Genomic DNA, 15,256 nt, shown 5'->3' with positions numbered 1-15,256 from the left:
TCCGATATATTGGATGTGGTGTACTGTTCGACAACAGTGATCGACGTCATAGTCCCTGTCAAGTAGAACGGCGAAATAGGTGTTGGTGGAAAAGTTGAGCGGCAGCGATGTGCGGATCGAGCACGACTCGATCGGAGATCTGGCGGTACCGGCGCGGGCCTACTACGGCGTTCACACCGCCCGGGCGATCGAGAATTTCGCGATCACCGGGTCCACCATCGGTCAGTACCCGGCATTGGTCGCGGCGTTGGCGACGGTCAAACAGGCTGCCTGCCTGGCCAACCGGGACCTAGGCCTCCTCGATACGCGGCGGGCCGATGCGATTGTGGCCGCGTGCACGGAGATTCGCGCCGGGGCGCTGCTCGACCAGTTTCCGATCGATCCGATCCAGGGCGGGGCGGGCACCTCGTCGAACATGAACGCCAACGAGGTCATCGCGAACCGCGCACTCGAAATCCTGGGGTACGGGCGCGGCACCTACACCGAGCTCGACCCCCTCACCCACGTGAACCTGGGGCAATCCACCAACGATGTGTACCCGACCGCAATCAAGCTCGCGCTGGTCGAACATCTCCGACTGTTGATCGCGTCGCTCGGTCGGCTCGCGGAGTCGTTCGAGCGCAAGTCGATCGAATTCGACGACATCATCAAGATGGGTCGCACCCAGCTGCAGGACGCGGTACCGATGACACTCGGTCAGGAGTTCGCCGCCTACTCGATCATGCTCAACGAGGACTGCGCCCGGCTCTCCGAGGGAGCGCTTCTGCTGCTGGAATCCAACCTCGGCGGCACCGCCATCGGCACCGGGATCAACGGCCATCCCGAGTACTCCGCGCTCGCCTGCAACTACCTGCGCGAGCTGACCGGTGAACCGGTCGTCCCGGCCGGCAATCTGATCGAGGCAACCCAGGACTGCGGGGCATTCGTGCAGGTCTCCGGCATCCTCAAACGTGTCGCCGTGAAATTGTCCAAGACATGCAACGATCTGCGGCTCACCTCCTCCGGCCCTACCGCCGGGCTCGGTGAGATCAATCTTCCTCCGGCCCAAGCTGGTTCGTCGATCATGCCCGGCAAGGTCAACCCGGTCATCCCCGAAATGGTCAACCAGGTCGCGTTCGAGGTGATCGGCAACGATCTGACCGTCACGATGGCCGCCGAGGGCGGACAGCTCCAGCTCAACGCCTTCGAACCCGTTATCGTCTACAGTCTGCTGCGCTCGACGACACACCTCGCCGCGGCCTCGGACACCCTGGCTGTGAAGTGCATCGACGGGATCACCGCCAACCGTGACCACCTCGAGCAGGGTGTTCGGCGCTCGATCGGCATCGTCACCGCGCTCTCGCCGTTCATCGGATATACCGCCAGCGCGGATATCGCCAAGAGGGCCCTCGCAACCGGCACCTACGTCGGCGACCTCGCCGTCGAGGACGGTCTGCTCACCCGCGCGCAGGTCGACGACATCCTGTCCCCCCGTAGACTTGCCGGCCTGCTCACCGCCCCGATCGTGGACCGCGAATTCTCCGCACTCGACCATTCCACCGGTGTCGCCGCGCACTGATCGACCGCATCACATCCCGCACCTCGGATACAGGACGCCGCAGTCTTCGCCCGAAGAGAAGTACCCATCGAGAGGAAACGAGAATCGGATGACGCTCACATCGACGGCACACTCCGTCGCAGTCCCTGCGACACATGCGCGCTCCTGGCTTCTGGTCGCGGGCTCACGTCCGGACGAGTTCGCCGCCGCCACGAACTCGGCGGCAGACGCGGTGATCTTCGATCTCGAGGACGGTGTTGTTCCGTCCTCGAAAACGCAAGCCCGCGAGGACGTCGCACGTTTCCTCGCCGGTGGTGGCACCGGGTGGGTGCGCATCAACAGCGTCACCACCGCGGACTGGTCCGCTGACCTCGACGCGATTCGGGGGCTGCCGGGATTGAGTGGCGTCATGCTCGCCAAGACCGAATCCGCGGACCAGGTCGATCGCACCGCTGCCGAGCTGCCGCACACCCCGATTCTCGCCTTGGTCGAATCGGCGCGTGGCGTCGAATTCGCATTCGACATCGCCTCGGCCGACGCCACTACCCGGATCGCATTCGGCACCGGCGACTTCCGACGGGATACCGATGCGGGCGCCGAGCCCGACGCCCTGGCCTACGCACGTGGACGACTCGTGGTCGCGAGCCGAGCCGCCGGCATCCCCGGACCTGTCGACGGCCCCTGCTTGACAGGCGAACCCGAACTGTCCGAGGCCTTGGCCGTCACCAGGTCGATGGGCATGACCGGCAAGCTGTGCATGCACAGTGGTCACACAGGAATCGTCAATCGTGAACTGTCCCCGCTACACAGCGACGTGACATGGGCTGCCGAAGTCATCGCACAACTCGGCGCCAACGGCGAGAACATCGCCGACGGCAGTGATCGCCCCAAACTCGCCCGCGCCCTGCGAATCACCCACCTAGCCGACATCTTCTCGAGTTCCGCCTGATCACACAACCAACCGAATCCGTCGTTCGGACAACGGTCGGTGAGCGCACGGACAGCGACGGCGCACAAAGACTCGATTCCCACCGCTACAGACGCACCCCGGGGTCAAAATTCAGATGCCGCTGGCGGTTACACACGACGTCAGCGGCGTGGCACCAGCCCCCACCAAACAGATTCTCACTGACACCCGACGGGACTCCGGGCACGACGGCATGCCGGCTCGGCAACAGGAATCGTCCTGTTGCAGAGTCGGCATGGTGTGCGTTGCCCCGGGTCAGGATGCTCGGGGCCGGGCCCGGTTGTGCGCCGGTATCGGTTTCCGTTCCCAGTCGACCTGCCGGGGTGGGATGAACGTGGGGTGCCGGTCGGCTCCCATTTCTATTTCCCAGTCACTGTGGTGGAGCAATCGGTGATGAAATCCGCAGAGCAGCACCAGGTTGCCCATGTCGGATGGCCCACCTGCGGACCAGTGAACGATGTGGTGGCCTTCGCACCAGGACGGCGGCGCACCACACCCGGGGAACGCGCACACTCGATCTCTCGCCACCAACGCTTTTCGCTGCCGCTTGGTGACCGTTCGGGTCGATACGCCGAGGTCGAGTGGTGCACCCTTGTCGTCGAGCACGATCGGCGTGTAGATCGAGTCGCAGCTGAGGAGCCGGGCTGCTGTGAGGCTCAGCGGCCCCATCCACTCGGTCCACGCGACTCCGTCGACGGCGAAAAGCGACTCGCCAGCGGCGGAGGCATCGCGCTGTTGTCGCGCGCTGCAGTCAGTGTGGTCGGCGAGATCCTTGACGTTCACGTGGAGTGAGACGTGTGGCCGTTCGCCGCCTTCTTCGCCGGCTATCCCGGAGTCGAGGTAGCGGCGAAGGAGTTCGGTCAACCCGTCGGCCCGTCGCTGTCCGGGCGTGCGGCCGTCCTTGGTCCCGTCCTGCGCGGGTCGCGGCTTGGACAGTCCGGAGAGCGCCGAGAGCAGCATTTCGCCGGTGACGGCGTCCAGGTCGCCTTTGACGGCGACGCGTCCGTTGAGTGTCTTGGAGGCGTGGAACTCGTTGAGGTCGGTGTCTTCGCTGGGCGGCGGATCGTCGGATTCGAAGGCGCGTTCCAGTCTGGCGATGACGGCGCGCACCGCGTCCGTGTTCGCGGTGGGACCGGTTGCGGCGAACAGCAACGTATTTCGGCAGTCATCCATCGCTTCGAGCGGCATGCCCTTGGGTGGCCTCTCGCAGAACTTCATGATGAGTGCCGCATGCTCCGCCGAAATGTTGGTGTCGAAGTACTCTTCCGCGATCTCCGGCTGCTGACGCAAACCTCTGCCCAACACCACGATTCGCCCCGCCGCACCCACCTCGAGCAATGTCTTGGAGGCCAACCACATTTTCGCGTTCGGAAACCCCAGCACATCGACCTTGCAGCGATGATCGACGGCACCGACGAGCCTGACACGCAACGCCTCGAGTCGCTGAATCTCCTCTGAGATACGAACGACCGAGTCGAGCAACTCGGCCTCGGCCAGACGCCACGCATCACCTACCGCGGTCGCCAGAATCTCGTCCGACAACGCCCCCTGGATATCCTCCCCGATCCCCATACACAGATCTTAATTCGCACGCATGTTCGAGTCAATGGTCGATTCGAACCACCGTCATCGGGTTGCCGACCAGGAGGGAAGCGCAGACCGCAACATCGCAGCCAACGACCGAGTGTGCCTGCGCCACAGACTCGCCGGGGCATGGTCCATCGCGCCACGTAGGTCCACCCGGTCCCAGATCGCGCGAGCCGCACGAATTCGCAAGAGGGCGGGAAACGGTCGTCGCCTCCGCAAGGAGGCGGCGCTCCGGTTGTAGCTAGCTGCCGAACCCGCTGAAGAGGCTGAGCAGATCCTCCAGACCGAGGTTGGCGCTTCCGCCGCCGCCCGGAGCCGGAGTCCCGGTCAGGGTCACCTGCGCGAGAGGACCGAGCTTGACATACGGGTTGGTGCTCGCACCCTCCTTGCACTGCGTGATCACCGCATAGGTGCCCGCCGGCAACTCGATCGAGGTATCCGTGGCCTCACCGCCGGTGAACCGGCGTACTTGATCGCGTCGACACGGTTGGTCTTGTCGAAGACCGGCGCGCCGAAGGGGAAGATCTGCGCCTCACGATGATTGAGCGCCTCGGTGGTCGCGATTCTCAGCGGGCTCGGCACGCGGTATCCCGTATTCAGTATGCGGGTTGCGATCCGTTCGGTGGAGTCATCTGTGGCCTCTATGCTCGCGGTCATCACCAGTCGCGTCGCCGCCGCCGTATCCGATTCATCAACGAGTTGGTGGAAGTACCGGTGCTCCTGCGTTCCCGACCAAACGCCGAGGCCGTGCTACCCCTCACCGATGCGTGCCCGTTGCGCGCTCGGCGAGGTAGCCCTCGTCGGCAGCGACGTACAGGGCGCCGCCCGGATCATGCTGCGCCCGGAACAGATCGAGGCGAGCACCGACGGTGTCGGCGTCTCCGGGACGGTCGTCGACGTCGAGTATCTCGGCGCAGAGATGCTCGTGGGTATCCGCCTCGGCACCGAGGGCGGCGTAGTTCCCGAGCGAGTCACCGTACGCCGCTTCGGTGCTGGAAACCTCACACCCGGTGACCGGGTCGGCATCCGGGTCCTCGGTAGAGCAGTGGCATACGAACCATGACGTAACGCGGCACCGGCCGCAGCAGCGGCTATCCCCGCGCCATGTCGACGAACTTGGACAGGTGAAGCTGGTGCGCCACAGTGATTGTCGCGGTCGGACCGTTACGGTGCTTGCCGAGGATGAGGTCGGCCTCGCCGCCGCGGGGGTCGTCGCGTTCGGTCGCGTCGGGGCGATAGAGAAGGATCACCATGTCGGCGTCCTGCTCCAGCGATCCCGACTCGCGAAGGTCGGCGACCTGGGGGCGCTTGTCCTGCCGCTGTTCGGGACCACGGTTCAGCTGGCAGATCGCGACCACGGGAACCTCGAGTTCCTTCGCCAAAAGCTTGAGGCTACGGGAGAACTCGGAGACTTCCTGCTGACGTGACTCGACCTTCTTACCGGAGCTCATCAGCTGCAGGTAGTCGATCACGATGAGCTTGATGTCGTGTTTCTGCTTGAGCCGCCGGGCTTTTGCCCGGATCTCCATCATCGTGAGGTTGGGGGAGTCGTCGATGAACAGCGGCGCCTCACTGATCTCACTCATACGTCGAGCGAGCTTCGTCCAGTCGTCGTCGGTCATCTTGCCGGAGCGCATGTCGCCGAGCTTGATCTTCGCCTCCGCCGACAGCAGACGCATGACGATCTCGGTCTTGCTCATCTCGAGCGAGAACATGACGCTGGCCATACCGTGCTTCACGGAGCAGGAGCGCAAAAAATCCATGCCGAGGGTGGAGTTGTGGGTCGGCACCATAGAATGGCCCGCGAGGTACAAATGGTCGGCGTTGTCGACTTCGACGCACCGCACGGGGACACTCTCGACCTTGCGTACGTCGGTGATGAAACGAGAACCCGAACGAACGGTAGCGCTGCTCGCGCGACGTTCCTTGTGGAGCAGAGCCTTCCGCGGAAGTCCGAAAACCTCGTCATCGGTTGCGAACGTAAGGGTGTAGGCAGTCGACGACGCCTCCGTACGACCGTGCACCTTCTTGGTGCTCATCTGGCAGCGGTGGCCGAGGCTGACGATCAGCTCCTGCGCGTCGCGCACCAAACGCTCACTCGTAACGGAGAACTGCACGGAGCCACCAGCCGTCACAGTGCCGTCCGTGTCCAGCAAACCGGCGAGCACCCAGCGGCGCTGCAGCTCAGATCCACGCAGGTACTGGATGGGAATGTGCTTGTTACCCAACACCCCGAGGGTCCGCAGTCGCGCCTGGAGAGTGCCCACCTCGTTTCGGCACCTCTGGCAGAGCCTCATGCCGATCGAAGGCCCGCCGCAATGTGCACAGGTTGGAGCCGGCACTGGATCCGACATGAAACGCGCCTTGCCACCGCAAGACTGCCCACAGGTACGCACCTGGCTCGTGAACGGCACGAAGGATTCGCCGCACACCACGCAGCCGCGGGCAGCGATCGGAGCTTCAGGCGCCAACTGCAAGCTGTATCGCAATTTCGCAGTCGTCGACGGAACCGCAACCAAACCTTCCGCCTCGATCAGCATGATGATCTCGGGGTCGGCGCACGTGATATGAGCAGCCGCCGAAGTGCCGTCACCGAGCCACGCTCCGAGCGTGTACGGAGGCACGAGCAGGTCCTGTGCAGGCAACTCGAGCGGTTTCGCATTGGTGACCGAATGATTCACGCGCGAATCCGCGGTAGCGCAGCGAAGTGTGGCGGCGATTTCGGCTGTCGTACGCACCTCAGCGAACGTGCCCTGGTTCTTGTATCGGTTGTAGCCGGTGGCGGCCTGCTGCGCCGACCGCCGAGATGCCCGCGTCTCCGTCAACCACTGATGCTGCTCGTCGGCGACGAGGACGGTGCCGTCCGAGAATTCCACCTCGTAGCAGGGCCTGCCGACCATGACGTCGGTGGTGGCGACGATGCGGGTGGGTTTGCCGTCGGCGTCGATGAGGTGATCGCCGACCTGGACGTCACCCATAGTGGTCCAGCCGGTGGGCGTGGCGAGGGGAGTGTCGAGGGCGAGCGCCTTGCCCACACCGGGTCGGGCCGCGACGATGATCATCTGGCCCGGGTGGAGGCCATTGGTGATCTCGTCGAGTTCGACGAAGCCGGTGGGCACACCGAGGGAGATGCCGCCGCGGCTGGCGATGGAGTCGATCTCGTCCATCGTGGGCTGCAGGAGCTCTTCGAGGGGGACGAAGTCTTCGGTGGTGCGGCGTTCGGTGACCTCGAAGATCTCGGCCTGCGCACGATCGACGACCTCGGCGACGTCCTGACCGTCGGCGCCGGTGTAGCCGTACTGGACGATGCGGGTGCCGGCGTCGACGAGGCGACGCAGGATGGCCTTCTCCGCCACGATCTCGGCGTAGTAGCCGGCGTTGGCGGCGGTGGGCACGGTCTGGGTGAGCGTCACCAGATACGGCGCTCCGCCGATGCGACGGAGCTCGCCGCGACGATCCAGCTCCGCAGACACCGTCACCGGGTCGGCGGGCTCACCGCGGCTGTAGAGGTCCAGGATCACGTCGTACACCGACTGATGCGCGGGACGGTAGAAGTCGCCGGGACGGAGCACCTCGAGCACGTCCGCGATGGCGTCCTTGCTGAGGAGCATGCCGCCGAGGACCGACTGCTCCGCCGCCATGTCCTGAGGTGGCTGCCGGCCGAACTCTTCGCCGGGCTCCGCGTCAGGCGGACCCGGGTATTCGGAACGGCCCCGATCGTCTACTACAGCCACTCGACCGACCTTCCCCATCACTGTTGCGCCACCCCGGAAAATGCTTCCCGGTGTTGGTGCCCCGAACTCTTTGTACTCGCCCCTACCGACAACCTTCGCAGGCTCTTCGCGGCAGCCGGCGTCGTGATCGCGAGACACGCCGGGACGACGTTAGGGATTAGCTACCCGGTGTTCAAACCAGCCTGTGTACACAGTTGGGGACGAATTGTGGAAACTGCTGGGTACGTTTGTTAACCCCATGGGGATAACCTGAGGATAAGTGCATATCACAATCCCAAAGACCCAGATCAGAGCCGTTTTTTGGTTTCTCACCACTGTGGATGAAAACCCGTTCGGCGTGTCTTTCGCGTTGACGACTCGGGCGTGTTGAGTTGGTCGCCCCTGCGTGGCAATATGATTCACCTCACAGATCGTCGGCGGGGCGGCTAACTTCCAGACACAGCTGGAAGCCGCTCCTCCGCGTGCTTCAGACCGCTGAAAACGGGCTCGAGAGGGCGGCTGCGGGCCGGAATCGACAAGCACAGACCCCCCACACGCCGAGGCGTCCGGGGGGCCTGTGAGTAAACGAGTCGACTAGGCGCCGACGACGTTCAGGTGGAACTTCGCAACCACGTCGGGGTGCAGGTTCACGACGATGGCGTGCTTGCCGGTCGCCTTGATGTGAGCCTTCGGCAGCTCCAGGCTGCGCTTGTCGACGACGGGTCCACCGGCGGCCTTGATGGCAGCGGCGACGTCGGCGGCGGTAACCGAACCGAAGAGCTTGCCCGAGTCACCGGCGGTCTTGACCGACAGCGAGACGCTCTCGAGACCCTCGATGGCGTCCTTGAGCTCCTTGGCGTGGTCGAGTCCGCGCACGGCGCGGGCTTCCTGCGCACGACGGATGCCCTCGACCTGCTTCTCGGCGCCACGGGTGGCGACGATGGCCAGGCCGCGGGGCAGCAGGTAGTTGCGGCCGTAGCCGTCCTTGACCTCGACGGTGTCGCCAGGCGCACCGAGGTTGTCCACGTCAGCGGTGAGGATGAGCTTCATGTCTTTCCTCCCTTTCCTTAGCGAGCCACGGTGGCGTAAGGCAGCAACGCCACCTCACGTGAGTTCTTGACGGCAATGGCAACGTCGCGCTGGTGCTGGACGCAGTTGCCGGTGACACGGCGCGCGCGGATCTTGCCGCGGTCGCTGACGTACTTACGCAGAAGCGTCGTGTCCTTGTAGTTGATCTGCGTGTTCTTCTCTTTGCAGAAGATGCAGATCTTCTTCTTCATTACCTTGTCGCGCAAGGGCGGCTTCGGCATTAGTTTGCTCTTTTCTGGATGTTCCGATCAGGTACGGATCAGAACGGGGGTTCGTCGCTCCCGCCACCAGAGCCTCCGAAGGAGCCGGACGCCTGCGGCGCACTGCCCCACGGATCATCTCCGCCGGTGTTGGATTGCGGACGTCCGCCGCCCGATCCGCCGGAGGAACCGAAGCCACCGCCGCTGCCGCCACCACGGTTGGCCTTGTTGACCTTGGCCGTGGCGTACCTCAGCGAGGGGCCGATCTCGTCGACCTCGAGCTCGACGACAGTGCGCTTTTCACCTTCACGAGTTTCGTAGGAGCGCTGCTTGAGCCGGCCACTCACGATCACTCGCGAGCCACGGGTCAAGCTCTCCGCGACGTTCTCGGCTGCCTCGCGCCAGATGTTGCAACGCAGAAACAGTGCTTCGCCGTCTTTCCATTCATTGGTCTGACGGTCGAAGGTGCGGGGCGTGGACGCGACAGTGAAGTTCGCGACCGCGGCACCCGCGGGGGTGAATCGGAGCTCCGGATCAGCCGTCAAGTTTCCGATGACGGTGATGACGGTGTCGCCTGCCATATGGTTCCTCCTGCAGAATGTGGAGTTCGGTTGGGCACGAGCCTAGGGCTGGTGACCGACAGAAATCACTTGTTGTGGCGCAGAACCTTCGTACGCAGCACCGACTCGTTCAGACCGAGCTGACGGTCGAGCTCTGCGACGGTGGCGGGAGTAGCGCTGATGTCGATCACCGCGTAGATGCCTTCGCTGTGCTTCAGGATCTCGTAGGCGAGACGACGCTTACCCCAGACATCGACCTTGTCGATCTTGCCGCCGTCCTGGCGAACAACATTGAGGAACGTATCCAGCGAAGGAGCAACAGTGCGCTCGTCCAGGCTGGGGTCAAGGATGACCATCAATTCGTAATGACGCATAAGACCTCATCACCTCCTATGGACTAGTGAAAACGGCCACGGACTGTCCGTGGCAGGAGGGTCGTTGCGTCAGCAACCTTTGCAGGTTACACGACGAGCCCCTGACCAGCGAAATCAGGACAGCCGGTGTGATCCCGGGAACCGCGGGGTACGCCGACACGATGGCAGAAGAGAAGAAATTCCGACAGGGCGACGAGGTGGAGTGGAAGACCCACGGCACCACCACGTCGGGGACGGTCGAGGAGAAGATCACCGAGGACACCGAGGCGGCGGGCCGTACGGTGCGGGCCACAGAGGACGACCCGCAGTACCGCGTCGTCAGCGACAAGAGTGGGCGGGATGCCGTGCACAAACAAGACGCCCTGCGCCGGGCGAGCGACTGACCTCCGCACCCGCGGCGTTTCCGCTTCGCACGCGGAGGCCCGCGCACCCTAATGTGGATTCATGCATATCGGAGCTCGGCAGCGGTCGCCGATCACGGCGCTCGTCGTCGGGTTGGCGGGTCTCTCCATGCTCGCCGGCTACCTGCAGAAGGCGCGGTGCGCCGGGGCTCCGTTCGACGGCTCCGGGCGAAGCCTGATCTTCGACCGCATCAAGGACACGCAGGTCTGCTACTCCGACATCCAATTCCTGTGGCTCGGACGCGACGTCAACCTGCACGTCTTCCCGTACGTCACCGGGGGGATCAACGCCGACGGCATCCTCACCGGCGGCACCGTGGAGTACCCGGTGCTGAGCGGTGTGCTGATGTGGCTCGGCGGCATCGGTTCACACACCGACGCCGACTTCCTGCTGCACTCGGCGCTGATCCTCGCCCCGTTCGGACTGCTCACGGCGTGGATGCTGGGACGCCTGGCCGGCTGGTGGGCGCTGCTGTGGTCGGCCACTCCGCCGCTGGTGCTCTACGCCTTCCACAACTGGGAACTGCCGGTGGTCGCGACGTCGGTGGCCGCGATCTTCGTCATGACGCTCGAACGCATCCCCCTCCGCGCCCGGGCCGTCCTCGCTGCGGTGCTCCTCGCCGTCGGCTTCTGCCTGAAGGTGTATCCGGGAGCGTTCGTGTTGCCGCTGATCGCCTACGTCCTCACGCAGAACGGCACCGCGGGGCGGCGCTACGACGTGCGCGGCGCGGTGATGGTCGCGGTGGCCGCGATCACCACCGTCGTGGCGGTGAACCTGCCGTTCGCCCTCATCTCCTACAGCGGATGGCGGGCGTCGTTCACGTTCCAGGAGAACCGTCAGGCCGATCTCACCACCAACTCCATCTGGTACTGGGGCCTGCGACCGCTGTTCGGGCCGGTCGCCGACGACGTCCCGCTGCCCGCGTACGACCAGACGGTGAGCCTGCTGTCGCCGCTCCTCGTGTGCGCCGCGTTCGCGATCGCCCTGCGGCTCGGCTGGTCGCGGCTCCAACGCGACGGCGTCTACCCGTGGATCGCCGTCAGTGCCGCGATGCTCTGCGGATTCCTGCTGCTGCACAAGGTGCATTCGCCGCAGTACACGTTGTGGCTCATCCCGTTCTTCGTCCTGCTGCGCGTCCCGTGGGGGCTCGTCGCCGCGTACCTCGTGGCCGACCTGTCGATGGGGATCGGCGTCTTCAAATACTTCGGTGCGCTCGCCGCCCAGACGGACGCGTCGACGTTCGAGGTTCTGGTGAAGTTCGGGGTGTGGGGCCGCGCGGGTCTGCTGGTGGTGCTGTTCTTCGTGTTCCTGCGCGCCGCCCAACGGCATCCGCCCGTCCGCGGGCGTACCGGTCCCGAGTCCGGCAGGCGGCCGGTGTTGAAGTCTCCCGAGCCGGTGCGATGAGCGAATCCTGGTTCGCGCACCCCACGCTGACCGGGCGGCACGTACGACTCGAACCGATGGGCGAGGACCACGTCGACGGCCTGGTGGACGCCGTCGACGACCCCCGCATCTTCCATTGGACGTCCGCCGCGATCGCCGACCGCGACGACGCGGTGGCGTTCGTCCGCAGCGCCGACGAGGATCCGGCCCGCCTCGCGTACGCGCAGATCGACGTCACCACCGAGAGGATCGTCGGCTCGACGTCGCTGTATCTGATCGATCCGAAGAACCGCAGCCTCGCGATCGGGCACACCTGGTTGTCCCGTTCCGCGCAGGGCACGCTCATCAATCCGGAGGCGAAACTGCTGTTGCTGCGGCGGGCGTTCGAAGACCTCGGCGCGGTCCGCGTCGAATGGCACACCGACGAACGCAACGCCCACTCCCGCGGCGCCATCGCGAAGCTGGGGGCCGAGTTCGAGGGAATCCTGCGCAAGCACCGACGTCGCCGCGACGGGACCTGGCGCAACACCGCTCTGTTCTCGATGATCGACGAGGAGTGGCCGCGCATCTGCCCTCGACTCGAGGCGCGAGTCGAGGGCTGACACGGTCGGGTCACTTCACGCGACGGGAGCGGTGGCCGTCACTCTGTTCACGAACTCGATGACCGCCGAGCGCATTTCGGCGCTGCGCGGAACCGCCCCGGACATCCAGAACGCGCCGTGGATCAGACCGTCGAAGCGGATCGCCTCGGTGTCGACCCCGGCCTGCCGCAGCGACTCGGCGTACGCCTCCGCCTCGTCGCGGGCCACCTCGTTCTCGGTGGTGAGCACGAGGGCCGGCGGCAGCCCCTCGAGTGAGGCCGCGCGGCTCGGTACCGCGTGCGGGTGTTCCGCGTCCTCGGGGGAGGACAGGTAGTTGGCCCAGAACCAGTCGAGGTCCCCGGCGCCGATCACGTACCCCTCGGCGAACTCCTGCCGGGACGGGAAGTCGGCGTTCGGGTCGATCACCGGGTAGATCAGTACCTGCCCCCGCAGGCGCGGTCCGCCCTCGTCCCGGGCGCGCAGCGCGGTGACGGTGGCCAGGTTGCCGCCGGCGCTGTCGCCCATGACGACGACGTTGCCGGGGTCACCGCCGTAGCTTCCGACGTTGTCGGCCACCCACTGCAGGGCGGCGGACGTGTCGTCGGCGGCGGCCGGGAACCGGTGTTCCGGTGCGCGACGGTAGGTCGCGGCGACGACGATCGCGCCGGCGCCGTTCGCGACCGCCCGCGCGGGTTCGTCGATGACGTCGAGGTCACCGGCGACGAACCCGCCGCCGTGGAAGTACAGGACGACGGGGTGCGGCGCCCGGCCCTCCGGCACGTAGACCCGCAGCGCGATCTGTGCTCCGCCGCTCTCGTAGTGAGTCTCTTCCACCCGGGCGACGGGTTCGGGCGGCGCCTGCAGTCCGGTGAACGTCGCCACGACCGCCCGCACCTCCTCCACGGTGCTGTGTTCGAAAGCCTTCAGCCCCTGCGCCTGTAGTCCGGCGATCAGTTCTGCTGCGTGTGCGTCGAGTGCCATGTCGGTCTCCTTTGTCGCGGGGTTCGGGGTCAGGACACGGTGGAGGCCACGCGGGCATCTGCCCGGGTGAGCGCGAAACCGGAGTAGCCGCCGGCCACCACCTCGTCGCACGTCGCCCGGTAGGTGGGCGCTCCGCCGAGGTAGACCATGCAGGCGCGGGGCTTGCCGGGAATGTTCGCGCCCATGTACCACGAGTTCGTCTCCGGCAGCAGGGTCTGATTGGCGATGTCGTTGGTCAAAGCACCCCAATCGCTTTCGGCCTGCGCGGTGGGCTCGATGACGTCGAGGTCGCGGCGGTCCAGGTAGTCGATCGCGTCGGTTGCGAAGTCGACGTGGTCCTCGATGGCGAGGGGCATGTTGTAGAGCACCGACGGCGACTGCGGTCCGGTGATGAGGAACAGGTTCGGGAACTCGTTGACCATGATGCCGAGGTAGGTCTTGGGTCCGTGCTCCCACTTCTCGGCCAACGGCAGCCCACCCCGACCGCGGATGTCCATGGCCATGAGCGGACCGGTCATGGCGTCGAATCCGGTTGCGAGCACGATGGTGTCGACCTCGTAGACGCGGTCGCCGACCCGGACTCCGCTTGGCGTGATCTCGTCGATCGGCGTGGTCTTCACGTCGACGACGCTCACCGAGTCACGGTTGAACGCCTCGTAGTAGTTGGTCTCGAGCGGGGGACGCTTGGTGCCGTACGCGTAGCCCGTCGGCGCCAGCGTCGCGGCCTTCTCGGGGTCCTGCACACGCTCGTGGATCCGGTCGCGGATGTAGTCGGCGATCGTGTCGTTGGCCGCCTTGTCGAACAGGATGTCCTGGTAGGAGTCGATGAACAACCGGAACCCGCCGGCGTTCCAGCGCTCGTCGAACGTGCGGCGGCGCTCCTCGGCGTCGACGGCGAGCGCGGACGGCTGCACCTGGTCGAACGGGACGCCGAGGAAGTGGTTGCGGGCCGCGGTCCGCACGTCCGCGTAGTTGCTCTTGATGTCCGCCACTTCGTTCGGGTCGATCGGACCGTTGCCGAGGGGGGTCGCGAAGTTGGGGGTGCGCTGGAAGACCACCAGTTCGGCGGCGTCCTCGGCGATGAACGGGATGGCCTGGATGCCGCTGGCCCCGGTCCCGATCACGGCCACCCGCTTGCCGGTGAAGTCGGCGCCCTCACGCGGCCAGTTGCCGGTGAGCAGCACCTCCCCGCGGAAGTTGTCGATTCCGCCGAACTCCGGCGTCTTCGGCACGGACAGGTTGCCTGCCCCCGAGATGAAGTACCGGCTGCGCACGACGGCGCCGTCGTCGGTGCGGACCACCCACACCGAGTCCTCGTCGTCCCAGTGCACGCCGACCACCCGGGTGTCGAACGTGATGTCCTTACGCAGGTCGAAGCGGTCGGCGACATGTTCGAGGTAGCGCAGGATCTCCGGCTGTCCGGCGAACCTCTCACTCCACCGCCATTCCTGCTGCAGGTCCTCGTCGAACGAGTACGAATAGTGGACGCTCTCGATGTCGCAGCGGGCTCCCGGATAGCGATTCCAGAACCAGGTGCCGCCCACGTCCGAGCCGGCCTCGAACACCCGCGTCGACAGCTTCATCGTGTCGCGCAACTTGCGCAGCGCGTAGAGGCCGGCGAATCCGGCACCCACGACGACGACATCGACGTCGGCGGAAGAAATGGTCTTTGACATGGCGTTGAGCTCCTCGGGACGATGGGTTCCGGCTGGAGTCGAGCGGGCAACCGGGGTATGCCAATGACAATGACCCACGTCACATCACCCCCACACCGGGTAAATCACCCCCTTGGTTACCTGTGTTGTCCGTCACAACCAGTGGGGGTAGGTTCGTGCCACCTGGCCAACCGGAACGGGAGAGATCCACTGACTCGCTCGAGAGA

At 65.4% G+C, this 15,256-nt stretch carries 14 protein-coding genes and 1 pseudogene; 6 read left to right on the top strand and 9 right to left on the bottom strand.

Going from position 1 to position 15,256, the window contains the following annotated elements; all coding sequences use genetic code 11:
• Positions 1 to 109: 109 nt before the first annotated feature.
• Together OYT95_RS20515 and OYT95_RS20510 are read left to right on the top strand one after the other, a co-directional pair.
• Positions 110 to 1,558, top strand: a complete 1,449-nt coding sequence (locus tag OYT95_RS20515; protein ID WP_268792256.1) for an aspartate ammonia-lyase — start codon at positions 110 to 112, stop codon at positions 1,556 to 1,558.
• Positions 1,559 to 1,646: 88 nt separating this feature from the next.
• Complete coding sequence (locus tag OYT95_RS20510) at positions 1,647 to 2,486, top strand: HpcH/HpaI aldolase/citrate lyase family protein (RefSeq protein ID WP_268788826.1); 840 nt, start codon at positions 1,647 to 1,649, stop codon at positions 2,484 to 2,486.
• Between the two features lie 273 nt (positions 2,487 to 2,759).
• On the opposite strand, the gene OYT95_RS20505 is transcribed toward OYT95_RS20510, so the two are convergent.
• Both OYT95_RS20505 and OYT95_RS20500 read right to left on the bottom strand, forming a co-directional pair.
• Entirely contained in the window at positions 2,760 to 4,076 is a 1,317-nt protein-coding gene (locus OYT95_RS20505; protein ID WP_268788825.1) for an HNH endonuclease signature motif containing protein, read from the bottom strand.
• 256 nt (positions 4,077 to 4,332) lie between these two features.
• Positions 4,333 to 4,515: a hypothetical protein gene (locus tag OYT95_RS20500; RefSeq protein ID WP_268788824.1), complete on the bottom strand. Its 183-nt coding sequence runs from the start codon at positions 4,513 to 4,515 to the stop codon at positions 4,333 to 4,335.
• A 342-nt stretch (positions 4,516 to 4,857) separates the two neighbouring features.
• On the opposite strand from OYT95_RS20500, the pseudogene OYT95_RS20495 reads away from it, so the two are divergent.
• Positions 4,858 to 5,154 (top strand): annotated as a pseudogene (locus OYT95_RS20495) (TOBE domain-containing protein); the annotation flags it as partial.
• 28 nt (positions 5,155 to 5,182) lie between these two features.
• On the opposite strand, the gene dnaB reads toward OYT95_RS20495, so the two are convergent.
• The 5 genes from dnaB to rpsF form a co-directional block, all read right to left on the bottom strand.
• Positions 5,183 to 7,825: a replicative DNA helicase gene (dnaB, locus tag OYT95_RS20490; protein WP_268788822.1), complete on the bottom strand. Its 2,643-nt coding sequence runs from the start codon at positions 7,823 to 7,825 to the stop codon at positions 5,183 to 5,185.
• 573 nt (positions 7,826 to 8,398) lie between these two features.
• The gene (gene rplI, locus OYT95_RS20485) at positions 8,399 to 8,854 is read right to left on the bottom strand and encodes a 50S ribosomal protein L9 (protein ID WP_268788821.1); all 456 of its coding nucleotides are present in this window, start codon (positions 8,852 to 8,854) and stop codon (positions 8,399 to 8,401) included.
• Between the two features lie 17 nt (positions 8,855 to 8,871).
• Complete coding sequence (gene rpsR, locus OYT95_RS20480; RefSeq protein ID WP_005249686.1) at positions 8,872 to 9,114, bottom strand: 30S ribosomal protein S18; 243 nt, start codon at positions 9,112 to 9,114, stop codon at positions 8,872 to 8,874.
• A gap of 38 nt (positions 9,115 to 9,152) precedes the next feature.
• Positions 9,153 to 9,674 carry a single-stranded DNA-binding protein gene (locus OYT95_RS20475; protein WP_005249678.1) on the bottom strand — a complete coding sequence of 174 codons (522 nt, stop codon included), beginning with the start codon at positions 9,672 to 9,674 and terminating at the stop codon, positions 9,153 to 9,155.
• 65 nt (positions 9,675 to 9,739) lie between these two features.
• The gene (gene rpsF, locus OYT95_RS20470; protein ID WP_005249677.1) at positions 9,740 to 10,027 is read right to left on the bottom strand and encodes a 30S ribosomal protein S6; all 288 of its coding nucleotides are present in this window, start codon (positions 10,025 to 10,027) and stop codon (positions 9,740 to 9,742) included.
• Between the two features lie 161 nt (positions 10,028 to 10,188).
• Between rpsF and OYT95_RS20465 the strand changes: the two genes are divergently transcribed.
• The 3 genes from OYT95_RS20465 to OYT95_RS20455 all read left to right on the top strand — a co-directional run bounded on the left by OYT95_RS20465 (position 10,189) and on the right by OYT95_RS20455 (position 12,414).
• Entirely contained in the window at positions 10,189 to 10,410 is a 222-nt protein-coding gene (locus tag OYT95_RS20465) for a DUF2945 domain-containing protein (protein ID WP_268792255.1), read from the top strand.
• Between the two features lie 61 nt (positions 10,411 to 10,471).
• Positions 10,472 to 11,833, top strand: coding sequence for a glycosyltransferase family 87 protein (locus OYT95_RS20460; protein WP_268788820.1), 1,362 nt, complete (start codon positions 10,472 to 10,474; stop codon positions 11,831 to 11,833).
• Positions 11,830 to 12,414, top strand: coding sequence for a GNAT family N-acetyltransferase (locus OYT95_RS20455; protein WP_268788819.1), 585 nt, complete (start codon positions 11,830 to 11,832; stop codon positions 12,412 to 12,414). The genes OYT95_RS20460 and OYT95_RS20455 overlap by 4 nt, the downstream gene beginning before the upstream one ends.
• 15 nt (positions 12,415 to 12,429) lie before the next feature.
• Here the strand turns inward: OYT95_RS20455 and OYT95_RS20450 are convergent, their stop codons facing one another.
• A complete protein-coding gene (locus OYT95_RS20450; RefSeq protein WP_268788818.1) occupies positions 12,430 to 13,374 on the bottom strand; it encodes an alpha/beta hydrolase in 945 nt (314 codons plus the stop codon).
• A 29-nt stretch (positions 13,375 to 13,403) separates the two neighbouring features.
• Positions 13,404 to 15,050, bottom strand: coding sequence for a flavin-containing monooxygenase (locus tag OYT95_RS20445; RefSeq protein WP_268788817.1), 1,647 nt, complete (start codon positions 15,048 to 15,050; stop codon positions 13,404 to 13,406).
• Between the last annotated feature and the right edge of the window lie 206 nt (positions 15,051 to 15,256).

This window comes from Rhodococcus sp. JS3073, from assembly GCF_026810085.1.
Lineage (GTDB): Bacteria > Actinomycetota > Actinomycetes > Mycobacteriales > Mycobacteriaceae > Rhodococcus_F > Rhodococcus_F wratislaviensis.
This window is presented reverse-complemented; position numbering and strand designations above follow the sequence as displayed.

Coding starts and splice junctions, on each gene's coding strand:
- OYT95_RS20465 (WP_268792255.1), top strand. CDS start 10,189: ATGGCAGAAGAGAAGAAATTCCGACAGGGCGACGAGGTGGAGTGGAAG.
- OYT95_RS20450 (WP_268788818.1), bottom strand. CDS start 13,374: ATGGCACTCGACGCACACGCAGCAGAACTGATCGCCGGACTACAGGCG.
- OYT95_RS20475 (WP_005249678.1), bottom strand. CDS start 9,674: ATGGCAGGCGACACCGTCATCACCGTCATCGGAAACTTGACGGCTGAT.
- OYT95_RS20510 (WP_268788826.1), top strand. CDS start 1,647: ATGACGCTCACATCGACGGCACACTCCGTCGCAGTCCCTGCGACACAT.
- rpsF (WP_005249677.1), bottom strand. CDS start 10,027: ATGCGTCATTACGAATTGATGGTCATCCTTGACCCCAGCCTGGACGAG.
- OYT95_RS20445 (WP_268788817.1), bottom strand. CDS start 15,050: ATGTCAAAGACCATTTCTTCCGCCGACGTCGATGTCGTCGTCGTGGGT.
- OYT95_RS20460 (WP_268788820.1), top strand. CDS start 10,472: ATGCATATCGGAGCTCGGCAGCGGTCGCCGATCACGGCGCTCGTCGTC.
- rplI (WP_268788821.1), bottom strand. CDS start 8,854: ATGAAGCTCATCCTCACCGCTGACGTGGACAACCTCGGTGCGCCTGGC.
- OYT95_RS20455 (WP_268788819.1), top strand. CDS start 11,830: ATGAGCGAATCCTGGTTCGCGCACCCCACGCTGACCGGGCGGCACGTA.
- OYT95_RS20505 (WP_268788825.1), bottom strand. CDS start 4,076: ATGGGGATCGGGGAGGATATCCAGGGGGCGTTGTCGGACGAGATTCTG.
- rpsR (WP_005249686.1), bottom strand. CDS start 9,114: ATGCCGAAGCCGCCCTTGCGCGACAAGGTAATGAAGAAGAAGATCTGC.